Raw genomic sequence first — 13,953 nt, forward strand, 5'->3', positions numbered from 1 at the left:
CGTCCACTCATATGCCGAAATTTAACTCCATCTCGATTTCCGGATATCACATGCAAGAGGCCGGCGCGTCCGCCGATATTGAGCTAGGCTATACGCTTGCGGATGGTTTGGAATATGTCCGTACAGGCCTCAACGCCGGGATGAAAATTGACCGCTTTGCCCCGCGTTTGTCTTTCTTCTGGGCAATAGGCATGAATTATTTCATGGAGGTCGCAAAGATGCGGGCGGCGCGCCTCTTATGGGCACAGCTCATCAGTCCGTTCCAACCTAAAAATCCGAAATCGACTATGCTCCGCACCCATTGCCAGACCTCGGGCTGGTCTTTGACGGCGCAAGACGTATTCAACAATGTCGGGCGCACCGCCATTGAGGCCATGGCCGCAGTGGACGGAGGAACGCAAAGCCTTCATACAAATTCTCTGGATGAGGCTCTGGCCTTACCGACAGACTTCTCGGCCCGCATCGCCCGAAACACTCAAATATTCCTTCAGACCGAAGGCGGACATACGCGCCAAATCGATCCCTGGGGCGGGAGTCATTATGTTGAAAAACTAACGCATGATCTCGCGCAAAAAGCCTTGGGTCATATCCGGGAAGTTGAAGAGCTGGGCGGCATGGCCGCGGCTATCGAAGCCGGCATCCCCAAGCTCCGGATTGAAGAATCCGCCGCGCGAACTCAGGCCCGAATTGACAGCGGCGCGCAAACAGTTGTCGGCGTAAATAAATATCTCTCTGATGAAAAAGACGACATTCCGATTCTGAAAGTCGATAATGATACCGTCCGCAAAGGCCAAATAGCCCGTCTTAACAAATTAAAAGCGGAGCGCGATACAGAGGCCACTATGGAAGCACTCGACGCCCTCACACGCGCGGCAGATAGCGGGGAAGGCAATCTGCTAGAGCTGGCTATCGACGCGGCGCGAAAAAAGGCCACAGTCGGAGAAATGTCGTCTGCGCTGGAGAAAGTTTATGGCCGCTTTGACGCAAAACCGGCTGGCGTCACCGGCGTCTACTCTTCTTCTTTTGATGAAAATAATCCAGCCTTCAAAGACGCCAAGTCCAGGATCGACGCCTTTACGGAGCTTGAAGGCCGGAAGCCAAAAATCCTGATCGCCAAAATGGGGCAGGACGGGCATGACCGCGGCCAGAAAGTTGTCGCCACGGCATTTTCCGATATGGGCTTTGAGGTTGTTATTGGCCCTCTCTTTCAAACGCCCGAGGAAGCAGCCGAGCTTGGCATTAAATCCGATGTCGATGTCATTGCGGCCAGCTCCTTAGCGGCGGGGCACCTAAGTCTTGTTCCAAAGCTCCGTGACGCGCTCAGCGCTCAAAACCGCAAGGACATTATGATAATTGTCGGCGGCGTCATCCCGCCCGAAGATGTCGAAACGTTAAAAGAGATGGGCGCGAAGGCTGTCTTTCCTCCGGGGACAAATATCCCTGAGGCCATTCTCGAAGTGTTGGAGGTTGTGAACAGACGCGTGAGTCAGGGAAGCTAAACCCAAGAGGACATTGGTGCCCTTCGTATTTATTGCGAGCCTGAAACCGCCTCTTCTGAAATGGCGTTCAGAGTCATGTCGATTTTCTGGATCCGTTTCTCCTGATCCGTCAAGTCATATTGAGCGGCCAGAGCCTTTATATCGGTGCGGCGCAAACCAATTTCCCCTCGTCCGTTTTCAAAAATCAATATTTTCATTGGCAACTCCACCCCCATCTCGCGATTTGCCACCATTAACGGGGTGCCGGATTTCGGATTACCGAAAATAAAAAGTTTTGACTGACCTATATCCATCCCAACTGACTCTGCTCCTTCACCGTGATCGACAACGGTAAACAGTTTTAAGTCTCGCTTTTGTAAGGCTTGGCGAAGATTTTCTTCTACAGTTTCGAATGACATATTTTCTGTCATGGTGACCGCTGAAACAGATGTTGCCTTCGTCTGATATTTTCCATCAGACGGTGAGCAAGCCGAAACCAACGTGGTAAGGCAGAGTGTTGTAAACAGGTTTTTCATAAATCCTCCGAGTAGATCGCATCAGATTTACCCTCTTCACTTTGTTCTGTTCCCAACAAAAAACCCCGCCAAGGCGGGGCTTAATTTTAGTGTCTTTGGAAGTGACTAACCGCGAATGGTTAGCTCAAGTCCAATAACCCGACCTTTTTTGAGCGGGCTGAGCGTCCCGACTGCTGGGAAACGATCATAAGGACGGTTCAAACCGTTTGCGAGGTTTTGGGACCCCGGAATGAGCGCGCTAAGATTACCGCCAAAGGGAAGCTGTGTATCGTTACCGGCCTGGACTTCATCCAAGAGGTTTTGACCGTATAGTGAAAGCGATACGCCTTGGACGGGAGTATCCCATGTGAGGTTCGCATCCAGAATGTCTGCGGCCTGAATATAGCCGAAGTTTGTGTCTGTATAAGCGAACTCGTCACGGCGTTGGAAATTCACACGGGTTGTGAGCGCGCCTGATGCGCCCAAATCCAAGTCATGAATGACGCCTGCTCCGAAAGTAATGGGCGAGACACGCGGAATATCTAATGCTAAATCAGCCTCATCGACTACGCCGTCACCCGAAATATCGAACAGGACAGAGTCATAATCCCCGTCGAGCAAGCCGATATTACCTGTAAACAGAATGTTATCCGTCGCCTTTAAGCGGCCTTCAACTTCAAGGCCTTTTACAGTCGCGTCGGCTGTATTGATGATTGTCTGAAGAATACCTGAAACTGGATCCGAGAGGTTCAATTCCCGCTGCATATCCGAGATATCGGTTAAGAACACAGACGCATTAATTTGAGCCCGCCGGTCGGCAAAGTCTATTTTTGTGCCCAATTCATAAGAATCAACCTGCTCTTCATCTGTTGCCCGGTCTGATCCTGGCGGGAAAAGCGCCTCGAAAGGAGCTGGCGCCGTAATCCGGAAGTTATAACCGCCGGAGCGATACCCGCGGGTCCAATTTCCGAAGAACTGAGAATTGTCATTTGGCGTGTATTGGAAACCCACTTTAGGAGACCAGTTGGTCCATTTGTCGCTATCCGTAAAACCATTGTTTTGACCAGGGACAAAGGGGTTTGTTCCCGTTACCGGACATGTGCCGCCAACAACGCTACATTGCGGGCGAGGCTGGATATATGTAATTCCAGCATCTTTCTCTTCTTCTGAATACCGAATTCCCAAAAGAATTTTTAGTTTTTCAGTTAGGCTATAATCAACCGCGCCAAAAATACCTAATACTGTATGATTTTGAAAACCCCCGCCATAAAAGATAGGCAAAGGTGTAGGAAGGAGGTCGCGTTGAAGCTCTCGCGTCTCAGTGTAGGCCACATCCTGTTCAAAATAGAAAACGCCCGTTGTCAGATCAATTTTCCCGAAAGTACCGTTATAACGAAGCTCGTTTGAAATCTGATCTTGCGCGTATTCAGTCGTAGAGTGGAAGAGATTCAGCGGAGTGGAGTCAATATCGCCAATTGTAGAACCTTCTGTGTCCCGATAGCCAAAGATGTTTGTGATTTGGCCGTCTCCGAACGCGACATCAATTTCGGTTCTCAAAGTCCCGAAATAGGCTTCGGATTTATAATCGCCTTCTTCATCAATCGCAAAATCAAATGAGTCCCGTTCATATAAACCCCGGTTTTGGCCTGCGGGGCCTTGGCCATCACTATCGAAATACTCTCCTTTGGCGAGGAAACGAATATTATCAGACGGTGTAAAATCCAATGCACCACGCAGGATATAAGTTTCCGCTTTGCCGAAATTATTTCCTGTTGCGAGATTTTTGAAATACCCGTCATCATTATTATAGTAGGCGGCAATTTTACCGTTGAGTTTGTCTTCAACCAACGGACCAGACACAACGGCCTGCGCGAAAGTATTAATGCCGCCTCGGCCCTCGTCAACTGGACCTTCAACCGCAAATCGCGCGCTGTACTCGAACTCGTCGGTAGGATTACCTGTGTTGAGCAAAATTGCGCCGCCTGTTGTATTCCGGCCAAAAAGAATGCCTTGAGGACCACGCAAGACCTCAACACTGTCTAGGTCGAATACATCGAACACAACGCCGGTATTTGTCCCCAAATAAATGCCATCTACAAAAACACCGACAGTCGGATCAATCGACGGAATAGAAGAGTTTACCCCCAGGCCTCGAATAGAGAAGTTTGCGCCGCCTCGGGACGTCCCAATATCATCAAGGGACACGTTCGGAGCGGAAAAAGTCAAATCTTCAAGTGTCCGAACCTTTAAGGCTTCAAGGGTTTGTCCATTAAAAGCTGTAATAGAAATCGGAACGTCCTGGACGTTTTCAGCGTCGCTTTTCTTTGTGGCCGTTACGACGATTTCATCTGTAAGAGCATCAATTGCAGACTGGCGCTCTTGCGCATGAACTGCGCTCGTCGCGAGTAGTGAAGCCGTAATTGCAAGTACACTGGTTGTAAAAACGGAATGTTTGAACATGATTTCCCCTTATGATTTTGTTATAAACTTAGTTAAACTCATTTATTATTATCAAGCGATTAAAAAATGAAATGACCGTCTCTTTCTAAAAATTAGTGACAAATTCGCAACGGTTACAGTCAATTATGTTGCCATATAAGCTTAAAATTTAGGCGAAATAAACTTTGTGAATTGCCTCCATTCAATTTTATGCGGCCTAATTTAGTTCTCAGTTTAATTTCAATTTCAAATTCTTATCGAAACAGAAGGTTCAATCTTACAAGAAACTCTCTCTATTTCTGGTACAAAGGATGTTTGAGAAATTAAAAAAGCCCGCCCTGGGAAGGGCAGGCTAAAAACACATAATTCTTATAAAATCCGATTTTCTTGGCAAACCGCCAAATTACATCTGCATCGCCCAGCCCTCGATATCCATAGCGGCCTGACGGACGGCTTCAGATACTGTTGGGTGAGCATGACAGGTCCGAGCGAGGTCTTCGGAGGCGGCTTTGAATTCCATCGCTACGCAGACTTCGTGGATCATATCGCCGGCCAAGGGACCGATGATGTGGGCACCGAGAATTTCATCCGTTTCGGCATGGGCCAGAACCTTGGCAAAGCCGTCTGCTTCGTGATTACAGCGCGCGCGGGAATTGGCCGTAAACGGGAATTTCCCTTTTTTATATGGAATGCCCGCTTCTTTAAGCTCCTCTTCCGTCTTGCCGACCGTGGCAATTTCCGGATGCGTATATACGACCCCAGGGATAACGTCATAATTCACATGCCCGGCTTTGCCTGCAATGAGTTCGGCCACAGCAACAGACTCTTCTTCGGCTTTGTGGGCGAGCATTGGACCTGTTGTACAGTCGCCAATGGCCCAGACATTTTTGGCTGAGGTTTTGTGACCTTCTGTTTCGACAAATCCGCGCTTGTCCGTTTTGATGTCCAGAGTTTCAAGACCCAGCCCTTTGGTAAAAGGACGACGCCCGATGGACACGAGCACCACGTCAGCTTCAAAGCTTTTGGCTTTCCCGCCTTCAGAGCTTTCCGTCTCGACTTTCAATCCGGATTTGGACTTCGTAACTTTTGTCACTTTGCGGCTCAGCTCGAACTTCATCTTCTGTTTCTTGAAAGTCCGCAGAGCTTGTTTCTGTAACTCACTATCAGAGCCGGGCATAATAACATCCAGAAACTCAATGACGGTCACTTCTGCGCCAAGGCGGCGCCAGACGGAGCCAAGTTCGAGACCGATAACGCCGCCGCCAATAACGATCATTTTCTTGGGCGTTTCTTGTAGATCAAGCGCGCCGGTAGATGAAACAATCTGCTTTTCGTCAATTTCGACATTCGGAAGCGTGGCCACTTCGGAGCCCGTCGCGATAACGATATGTTTCGTCTCGTAAACTTTGCCGTCAACGTCAACTTTGCCTTCACCCGCGATCTTCCCGAAGCCTGTAATGTGATCGACATTGTTTTTCTTAAAGAGATATTCGATTCCTTGCGTCAGGCCGCCGACAATCTTGTTCTTGGCTTCAATCATGGCCGGCACGTCGGCTTCGACGGTGGCTTTCATGCCCATGGCCGGGAAGTCTTTTTGCGCGGTCTCATAAAGCGCCGTAGCGTGAAGAAGGGATTTTGACGGAATACAGCCGACATTGAGGCAGGTTCCGCCGAGGGTTTTACGGCTCTCAACGCAGGCTACTTTCAGACCGAGTTGTCCGGCGCGTATCGCGCAATTATAGCCGCCCGGCCCGCCGCCGATTACAATGATATCATACTTGTCTGACATGGATAACTCCGCACTTAAATCTGGTCTCCGTGACTTAGGGGCGCAAAGCTTTCAGGTCAATCAGACTTAGTGCAATAGACCTTTCTGAGCGAGGCTTCTGGAGACAAAATATTGCACGATACCCATAACGGCAACGAAAACCATGATGCCGAGATAGGCCCCGCCTAATATGGCAAAAGTTCCGCCAGTTATGTCTATGATCAGCGACAGAATTATAAAGACCAGACTAAAAAGAAATGCCTTGGCCGCCCAGGCTTTGCGAAGCAAAAACAACACGGCCCCGATCACACCCGGCCACACAGCTAAAGCGAATACAGCTGTATAATAGGCGGGCGCTTCCATCAGGAAGGCAATCTGCTCTTCCGTATAGCCTTGCGCGGCATAGCTTTCAGGATCTGCCATAACGCTCGTCAAATAATTCATAGCCCCCATTAGGTTCCAAAGCAGAAATACGACGCCCAATATCCAAAACCAAATCGGTGTTTTTGAAGTCTTATTCATAATTCCCCCGTTTTTCGAACTTTAAAATACCATAAAATTGAAATTTGAACAATTACGGAAAGACTCACTAAAAAAGGCCGCCAAAGGCGACCTTTTCGAAAATTATAAATCCAGAAGCAGTCGTTCCGGGTCTTCCAGACATTCTTTCACCCGCACGAGGAAGGTGACCGCTTCTTTGCCGTCAACAATACGGTGGTCATAGGACAGCGCCAGATACATCATGGGGCGGATAACAATCTGGTCATCTACCACAACAGGGCGTTTTTCAATCTTGTGCATGCCAAGTATGCCGGACTGCGGCGGGTTGAGAATCGGGGAGCTCATCAGAGAGCCGTAAACGCCGCCATTTGAAATCGTAAACGTACCGCCGGACATATCATCCATGGAGAGTTGACCGTCGCGAGCTTTTTCGCCCAATTTACCGATGGCTTTCTCAATTCCACCCAGCGACAGCTCATCGCAATCGCGCAAAACGGGCACAACAAGGCCTTTATCCGTGCCGACAGCAATCGAGATATCATAATAGTTTTTGTAAATGATATCTGTGCCATCAATTTCCGCATTGACGCTCGGGACGTCTTTAAGCGCCTGAACGCAGGCTTTGACGAAGAAGCTCATAAAGCCGAGCTTGATGCCGTGTTTCTTCAAGAAGAGCTCTTTATAATCGGAGCGCATAGCCATGATCTGGGTCATATCCGCTTCGTTATAGGTGGTGAGCATGGCCGCCGTGTTCTGCGCGTCTTTCAAACGGCGGGCAATTGTCTGGCGGAGGCGCGACATGCGAACGCGTTCCTCGCGCTCACCGACTTCACGAGGAGCAGACGGCGTCTTTGGCGCCGCATCCGATTTTTCAGAGGAAGACTTTTTCGCCGGCGGATTCTCCTTGGCCTTGAGCGCATCCGCTTTGGTAATGCGTCCGTCTTTGCCTGTGCCCTCAACGTCACCGGCGTCAATTCCGCTCTCTTTAAGGATGCGGGCTGCGGATGGCATGGCAACGGCGTCTGATGATCCAGAGTCTTTGTTCACAGACGGCGTTCCGCCAACCGCGCCCCCTTCATCCCCCTTGGAGGGCGCGTCAGGCGTGCCTTTGGCAGGCGCAGAATTGCTCTCGCCAAGGCGAGCAATCGTCTGGCCGACTTTTGCCGTATCGCCTTCGGCGACCAAATGCTCGACAATAACGCCGGAGCGCGGCGCGACGAGTTCCTGAGCAGCCTTATCCGTTTCCAGCTCTACAATAGGTTCGTCTTTTTCAACAGTGTCGCCCACCTGTTTCATCCAGGACGCGATGGTCACTTCCGAAACGGATTCGCCCACATTCGGCACATCAATATCCAGAGCTGGACCAGAATCACTGGCGTCATCAGAAGACGGCGCTTCGGTTTGCGATTTCGTTTCCGCATCACCCTTTTCGGCCTCATCCGACGTGTCTGCTTTTTTCTTATCTTCTCTTTTGGATGTCTCTTTCTTCGCGCCCTTACCGGAACCAAGCTTGGCAATCACTTTGCCAATTTCAGCGACATCCCCTTCCGCCACCAGAATTTCTTCCAGCACGCCGTCTTCGGGTGACACCAATTCCTGAGAGGCCTTGTCCGTTTCCAGCTCTACAATAGCTTCGTCTTTCTTGACGCTGTCCCCGGCTTTTTTCATCCAGCTCGCAATTGTGACTTCCGAAACACTTTCGCCGACATTTGGAATTTTAATATCTGTCATAATTTTCGTCTTACCTTTTAAGGAGCCGCCTATTTGGCAAACGCCCCGTCAAGAATGGCTTGTTGTTCTTTTTTGTGTTTAGCGCTGATACCGGTCGCCGTCGAGGCCGCAGCGCCGCGCCCGATATATCGAGGGCGTGTGTTCTTAGCGCCGATCGCCAAAAGGCTTTCCTCAAGAAATTCATGAATGAAAGACCAGGCGCCCATATTTTTAGGCTCTTCCTGACACCAAACCATATCGGCATTTTTGAACCGTTTTAGTTCTTCCTGAACGGCGTCATCCGGATAGGGGAATAATTGTTCCACCCGTAGGAGATAAACATCATTGATATTCTGCTTTTCGCGTTCTTCGAACAAATCGAAATACACTTTACCGGAGCAGATGATAACGCGTTTGATTTTAGAGTCAGAGACCAGTTTGATTTCTGTTGTCCCCGGACGGTATTCGGCATCATCCCAAAGCACGCGGTGGAATTCCGTATCCTTTGCCATTTCTTCCAATGTCGACACACAAAGCTTGTGGCGCAATAGGCTTTTCGGACTCATATTAATGAGCGGTTTGCGGAATTGACGTTTTACCTGACGCCGCAGGGCATGAAAGTAATTGGCCGGCGTTGAAATATTCGTCACCTGCATATTATCTTCGGCGCACATTTGAAGATAACGCTCCAAGCGCGCGGAACTGTGTTCCGGCCCCTGCCCTTCATATCCATGCGGCAAGAGCATGACGAGGCCCGACATGCGTAGCCATTTTTGCTCAGCCGAGGAAATAAACTGATCCACCATAACCTGGGCGCCATTGGCAAAATCTCCGAACTGAGCCTCCCAAATCGTCAGCGCTTTGGGCGCCGCCGTTGAGAATCCATATTCAAAGCCAAGAACCGCTTCTTCGGACAGATGCGAGTTGAGCACCTGATAATATTCCTGATCATCGGACAAATTATTGAGCGGGGTATATTTATGCCCGTCCGATTGATCGATGAAATGCGACTGACGCTGTGAAAATGTTCCGCGTTCCGAGTCCTGACCGGACAAGCGAACCGGATGACCTTCGAGGATAAGCGTCCCGATGGCAAGGTGTTCTGCAAGGCCCCAATCGATATTTTCGCCGGTTTCAATTTTTTCGGCGCGGGCTTTGATAATTCGTTTCAGCGTTTTATGAATATTGACGCTATTCGGAATAGTCGTGATTTTCTTGCCGATGTCCTTGAGAGTCTCCAAAGGAACATCCGTATCGCCGCGGCGCTTTCCGTCTTTTTTAGTCGGAAGGCTCAGCCCCTGCCAGACGCCCTGCAGCCAATCGGGCTGTTTGGTTTCATAGGTTTTGGCTTTTTCAAATTCTTCATCCAGATAGCCGTAAAAATCCTCAACCCGTTTTTCGTGATCTTCTTTGGTCAGGTCGCCTTGTTCGATTAGGCGCTCAGCATAAATCTCGCGTGTTGTCGAGCAATCCGCGATGGCTTTATACATGAGGGGCTGGGTAAAGGAGGGATCATCACCTTCATTATGGCCGTAACGGCGGTAACAGGTAATATCCAGAACCACGTCCTTGCCGAATTTCTGGCGATACTCCGTGGCGATACGGGCGGCGTAAACCACGGCTTCCGGGTCGTCACCGTTTACATGGAAAACCGGCGCTTCGACCATAAAGGCCACATCCGAACAATATTGACCGGAGCGGTATTCCCCGGGAGTGGTCGTAAAGCCAATCTGATTGTTGACAATAACGTGGATCGTCCCGCCGGTACGGTATCCAGTGAGTTGAGACATCTGGAAAGATTCCATGACGACCCCTTGGCCCGCAAATGCTGCGTCGCCGTGGAGTATAACTGCCATGACTTCTTCGGGTTTGTGGGAACGGTATGTGCCGGACGCCATTTGCTGCTTGGCGCGGGTTTTCCCGATAACCACCGGGGCCACCACTTCCAGATGAGACGGGTTCGGAGCGAGCGAGAGGTGAACGGAATTTCCATCGAATTCGCGGTCATCCGAAACGCCCAAATGATATTTCACATCCCCGGAGCCGAAGTCTTCGCCGCCGGCCGCAACGCCGCCCAGGAATTCATAAAAAATCGCGGAATAGGGTTTTTGCATGACGGACGCCATGACATTGAGACGTCCCCGATGCGGCATACCAAAATTAATGTCTTTGAGGCCAAGCTGACCGCCGCGTTTGATGATTTGCTCCAACGCGGGGAGAAGGCTTTCGGCGCCGTCCAGACCAAACCGTTTGGTGCCGGGGTAGCGTTTATGCAGGAGCTGTTCAAAGGCTTCGCCTTCAATCAGTTTTTGTAAAATCGCCAGACGGCCCTCTTTGGAAAAACTAATTTCTTTTTCAGGGCCCTCGAGGCGTTCTTGAATCCAGGCTTTTTCGTCCGGATTAGACACATGGGTAAATTGAACGCCGAGAGTTGAACAATAGGTACGTTTGACGACATCGATGATTTCGTTAACGGTCGCGTACTCCAGCCCCAAAACGCCGTCGATAAAGACCTCTCTGTCCCTATCTGATTCCTCAAACCCGTAAGTCGAAGGGTCGAGCTCGGGATGGTCGCCCGGCTCGGCAAGACCCAAGGGGTCCAGATTGGCAATACAATGTCCGCGAACCCGATAGGCCCTTATCAGCATAAGCGCGCCGATGGAGTCTTTGGCCGCCTGCTGAACTTCATCCTTGCTGAGATTTGGATTGGCGTGAGCTACCGCTTTTTCGGCGGCTTTGGGGTCCGCGCCCCAATCCCCGGTCAGAGCCGATGTCAGCTCGCCATTTTCCGCAACAGGCCAGTTCTTTTGTTTCCAGGCCGGGCCTTCCGCAACGTGCCGGGCGTTTTCGCTCTCCTCGCCCAAATCGGCGAAGTAAGCGCGCCAACTTGGATCGACGCTTTTCGGGTCGCGTGTATATTGGGCTTGTATCTGTTCCAGATAGGCGGCGTTTCCGCCGTCTAGGAAGAGGGTGTCCAGGAACTCCTGGTTTTGTTCGGAACGGCTCTTGTCCGCCATAGGTCGACCTCTGGGTCAGGTTAAAAGGCTCAAATGAGTTACGTCTGAGCCTTACATAAGTATCCGTAACTAACTGTTTAAGACGTCCATCATGGTTTCACCCAGTCTGGCCGGAGAGTCAGAGACGCGAATGCCAGCTTTTTCCATGGCCGCAATCTTGTCATCCGCGCCGCCTTTGCCGCCGGAGACAATCGCGCCGGCGTGACCCATGGTCCGTCCGGGAGGAGCGGTGCGGCCCGCAATGAAACCAACCATCGGCTTTTTGATGCCTTTTTTAGCCATATGCGCGATATATTCCGCGGCTTCTTCTTCGGCAGAGCCGCCGATTTCGCCGATCATGATGATTTGCTTGGTTTCGTCGTCATGCAGGAACAGCTCCAGACAATCGATGAAGTTGGTCCCGTTGATCGGGTCGCCGCCGATACCGATCGCCGTCGTTTGGCCAAGGCCGACCTGAGTGGTCTGGAACACAGCTTCGTAAGTCAGCGTGCCGGAACGGGACACAACACCGCATGTGCCTTTTTTGAAGATCTTGCCGGGCATAATCCCGATTTTGCACTCATCCGGGGTAAGAACGCCGGGGCAGTTCGGGCCGATGAGGCGGGATTTGGAACCTTGAAGCGCGCGCTTGACCGGGATCATGTCAGAGACAGGAATGCCTTCGGTAATCGCAATAATAAGTTCCATCTCGGCGTCAATCGCCTCAAGGATAGAGTCCGCTGCGAAGGGCGGCGGTACGTAAATCACAGAAGCGGTCGCGCCGGTTGCGTGTTTGGCCTCGGCCACCGTGTCAAAGTTCGGCAGATCCAGATGGGTCGTGCCGCCTTTACCGGGAGTTACGCCGCCCACCATTTTCGTACCATAGGCAAGGGCCTGCTCCGTATGGAACGTGCCGGTCTTACCGGTCATGCCCTGCGTAATGACTTTGGTGTCTTTGTTAATTAATACTGACATTTCGAGGTTTACCTCTTTTCCAATAGATTTCTGATGGCTTTCATCTCTGAAAGCATGTTTTTATTCAATTCGAGCGTTTCGCGACAAATCCGCATAGCTTCTTCTTGCTCTCCCATCGCCCGCTTCTGCATTTCAATGGATGTATCCATTCCAGTATGGCTCTTACGAAGCAAAAACCTAAGCCCAAAGAACATCAGCACCAGGAAAAGGATTAATGGTAGGAATCTCAAAGCAACTTCTACGAGTTGATCTGACATGACTACCCCTTCACCGCAGCAACAATCTTCTGTGCCGCATCATCCAAATCATCGGCGGCGATCACGTTCAGGCCGCTTTCATTGATAATTTTCTTACCGGCTTCGACATTTGTGCCTTCGAGGCGGACGACGAGCGGCACTTCAAGGCCTACTTCTTTGACCGCGTCCACAGTCCCTTGGGCGATGACGTCGCATTTCATGATGCCGCCAAAGATATTGATGAGGATGCCTTCGACTTTATCGTCGGAGGTCAGGATTTTAAACGCGGCCACAATATTTTCTTTTGTCGCGCCGCCGCCGACGTCAAGGAAGTTGGCCGGCTCTGCGCCGTAAAGCTTGATGATGTCCATAGTGGACATGGCCAGACCCGCGCCATTGACCATACAGCCAATATTGCCGTCGAGAGCCACATAGGACAGATCAAATTTCTTGGCCTGCGTTTCTTTTTCATCCTCTTCGGTGATATCGCGAAGTTCCTGAATATCAGGGTGACGGAAGAGCGCGTTTTCATCAAAGCTGATTTTTGCGTCGAGGCAATGCAGGCGGCCATCTTCGGTGACGATGAGCGGGTTGATCTCGAGCATGCTCATATCTTTGGCAAGAAAGCCTTCATAAAGCGTCTTGCCGAGCTTACCGGCTTGCTTTGCGAGATCGCCGGAGAGATCAAATGCTTTGGCCAAAGTCCGACCGTGATGCGGCATGAAGCCTGTCGCCGGGTCAATGTCGAAATTGACAACTTTTTCGGGCGTGTCATGCGCAACCGCCTCAATGTCCATGCCGCCTTCGGTGGAGACGATGAAAGAGACGCGAGAGGTTTCGCGGTTGATGATGATGGAGAGGTAAAGCTCTGTTTCAATGTCGGAGCCGTCCTCGATGTAAAGACGGTTAACCTGCTTGCCCTCATCATCTGTCTGGGCCGTGACCAAATGCGCGCCGAGCATTTGCTTGGCATTTTCGACGACGTCTTCCACAGAACGGGCCAAACGAACGCCGCCGGCCTCGCCCGCGCTTTCTTCGATAAACTTCCCCTTGCCGCGTCCGCCGGCGTGGATTTGGGATTTGACCACCCAGAGCGGGCCGCCAAGGGCCTCTGCTGCCTGTTGGGCTTCTTCCGGTTTGAAAATGGCAATACCTTTGGAAACTGGCGCGCCAATCTCCTTGAGGACAGCTTTGCCCTGATATTCGTGAATGTTCATGAAGTCGTGTCCGCTTTAGCTAGGGTTCCTGGACTTGGCCCCGTAAGAGGCCAAAAATCTCATACCGTATAGTCAGTGCAAACGGCCCCCGCAACCGTGGATTCTGCATAGCGGCGTT

At 50.9% G+C, this 13,953-nt stretch carries 10 protein-coding genes; 1 reads left to right on the forward strand and 9 read right to left on the reverse strand.

The genetic code is table 11. The features are described 5' to 3' along the window. The coding region (locus ACN0IC_RS09370) for a methylmalonyl-CoA mutase family protein (RefSeq protein ID WP_416878517.1) at positions 1–1,499 on the forward strand (1,499 nt) is incomplete at its 5' end. Positions 1,500–1,528: 29 nt separating this feature from the next. Here ACN0IC_RS09370 and ACN0IC_RS09375 read toward each other — a convergent pair. The 9 genes from ACN0IC_RS09375 to sucC form a co-directional block, all read right to left on the reverse strand. Then, positions 1,529–2,014: a DUF302 domain-containing protein gene (locus ACN0IC_RS09375; protein WP_416878518.1), complete on the reverse strand. Its 486-nt coding sequence runs from the start codon at positions 2,012–2,014 to the stop codon at positions 1,529–1,531. A 105-nt stretch (positions 2,015–2,119) separates the two neighbouring features. Beyond that, entirely contained in the window at positions 2,120–4,453 is a 2,334-nt protein-coding gene (locus ACN0IC_RS09380) for a TonB-dependent receptor (protein WP_416878519.1), read from the reverse strand. A gap of 382 nt (positions 4,454–4,835) precedes the next feature. Further along, complete coding sequence (gene lpdA, locus ACN0IC_RS09385; RefSeq protein ID WP_416878520.1) at positions 4,836–6,221, reverse strand: dihydrolipoyl dehydrogenase; 1,386 nt, start codon at positions 6,219–6,221, stop codon at positions 4,836–4,838. 66 nt (positions 6,222–6,287) lie between these two features. Then, positions 6,288–6,722: a hypothetical protein gene (locus tag ACN0IC_RS09390; protein WP_416878521.1), complete on the reverse strand. Its 435-nt coding sequence runs from the start codon at positions 6,720–6,722 to the stop codon at positions 6,288–6,290. A gap of 102 nt (positions 6,723–6,824) precedes the next feature. After that, positions 6,825–8,432 (reverse strand): 2-oxoglutarate dehydrogenase complex dihydrolipoyllysine-residue succinyltransferase, encoded by a 1,608-nt coding sequence (odhB, locus tag ACN0IC_RS09395; RefSeq protein ID WP_416878522.1) that lies wholly within the window; start codon positions 8,430–8,432, stop codon positions 6,825–6,827. 29 nt (positions 8,433–8,461) lie between these two features. Beyond that, positions 8,462–11,428, reverse strand: coding sequence for a 2-oxoglutarate dehydrogenase E1 component (locus ACN0IC_RS09400; RefSeq protein WP_416878523.1), 2,967 nt, complete (start codon positions 11,426–11,428; stop codon positions 8,462–8,464). A gap of 69 nt (positions 11,429–11,497) precedes the next feature. After that, the gene (gene sucD / locus ACN0IC_RS09405) at positions 11,498–12,382 is read right to left on the reverse strand and encodes a succinate--CoA ligase subunit alpha (RefSeq protein ID WP_416878524.1); all 885 of its coding nucleotides are present in this window, start codon (positions 12,380–12,382) and stop codon (positions 11,498–11,500) included. A gap of 8 nt (positions 12,383–12,390) precedes the next feature. Beyond that, complete coding sequence (locus tag ACN0IC_RS09410) at positions 12,391–12,639, reverse strand: hypothetical protein (protein WP_416878525.1); 249 nt, start codon at positions 12,637–12,639, stop codon at positions 12,391–12,393. Between the two features lie 2 nt (positions 12,640–12,641). Further along, positions 12,642–13,835, reverse strand: coding sequence for an ADP-forming succinate--CoA ligase subunit beta (sucC, locus tag ACN0IC_RS09415; RefSeq protein WP_416878526.1), 1,194 nt, complete (start codon positions 13,833–13,835; stop codon positions 12,642–12,644). Positions 13,836–13,953: the final 118 nt, after the last annotated feature.

Source organism: Litorimonas sp., from assembly GCA_029936425.1.
Taxonomy (GTDB): Bacteria; Pseudomonadota; Alphaproteobacteria; order Caulobacterales; family Maricaulaceae; genus Litorimonas.

What these genes read in the sequence shown, in the direction of transcription:
- lpdA (WP_416878520.1), bottom strand. Translation starts at nt 6,221, where the DNA reads ATGTCAGACAAGTATGATATCATTGTAATCGGCGGCGGGCCGGGCGGC.
- ACN0IC_RS09375 (WP_416878518.1), bottom strand. Translation starts at nt 2,014, where the DNA reads ATGAAAAACCTGTTTACAACACTCTGCCTTACCACGTTGGTTTCGGCT.
- ACN0IC_RS09400 (WP_416878523.1), bottom strand. Translation starts at nt 11,428, where the DNA reads ATGGCGGACAAGAGCCGTTCCGAACAAAACCAGGAGTTCCTGGACACC.
- ACN0IC_RS09410 (WP_416878525.1), bottom strand. Translation starts at nt 12,639, where the DNA reads ATGTCAGATCAACTCGTAGAAGTTGCTTTGAGATTCCTACCATTAATC.
- ACN0IC_RS09390 (WP_416878521.1), bottom strand. Translation starts at nt 6,722, where the DNA reads ATGAATAAGACTTCAAAAACACCGATTTGGTTTTGGATATTGGGCGTC.
- sucD (WP_416878524.1), bottom strand. Translation starts at nt 12,382, where the DNA reads ATGTCAGTATTAATTAACAAAGACACCAAAGTCATTACGCAGGGCATG.
- sucC (WP_416878526.1), bottom strand. Translation starts at nt 13,835, where the DNA reads ATGAACATTCACGAATATCAGGGCAAAGCTGTCCTCAAGGAGATTGGC.
- ACN0IC_RS09380 (WP_416878519.1), bottom strand. Translation starts at nt 4,453, where the DNA reads ATGTTCAAACATTCCGTTTTTACAACCAGTGTACTTGCAATTACGGCT.
- odhB (WP_416878522.1), bottom strand. Translation starts at nt 8,432, where the DNA reads ATGACAGATATTAAAATTCCAAATGTCGGCGAAAGTGTTTCGGAAGTC.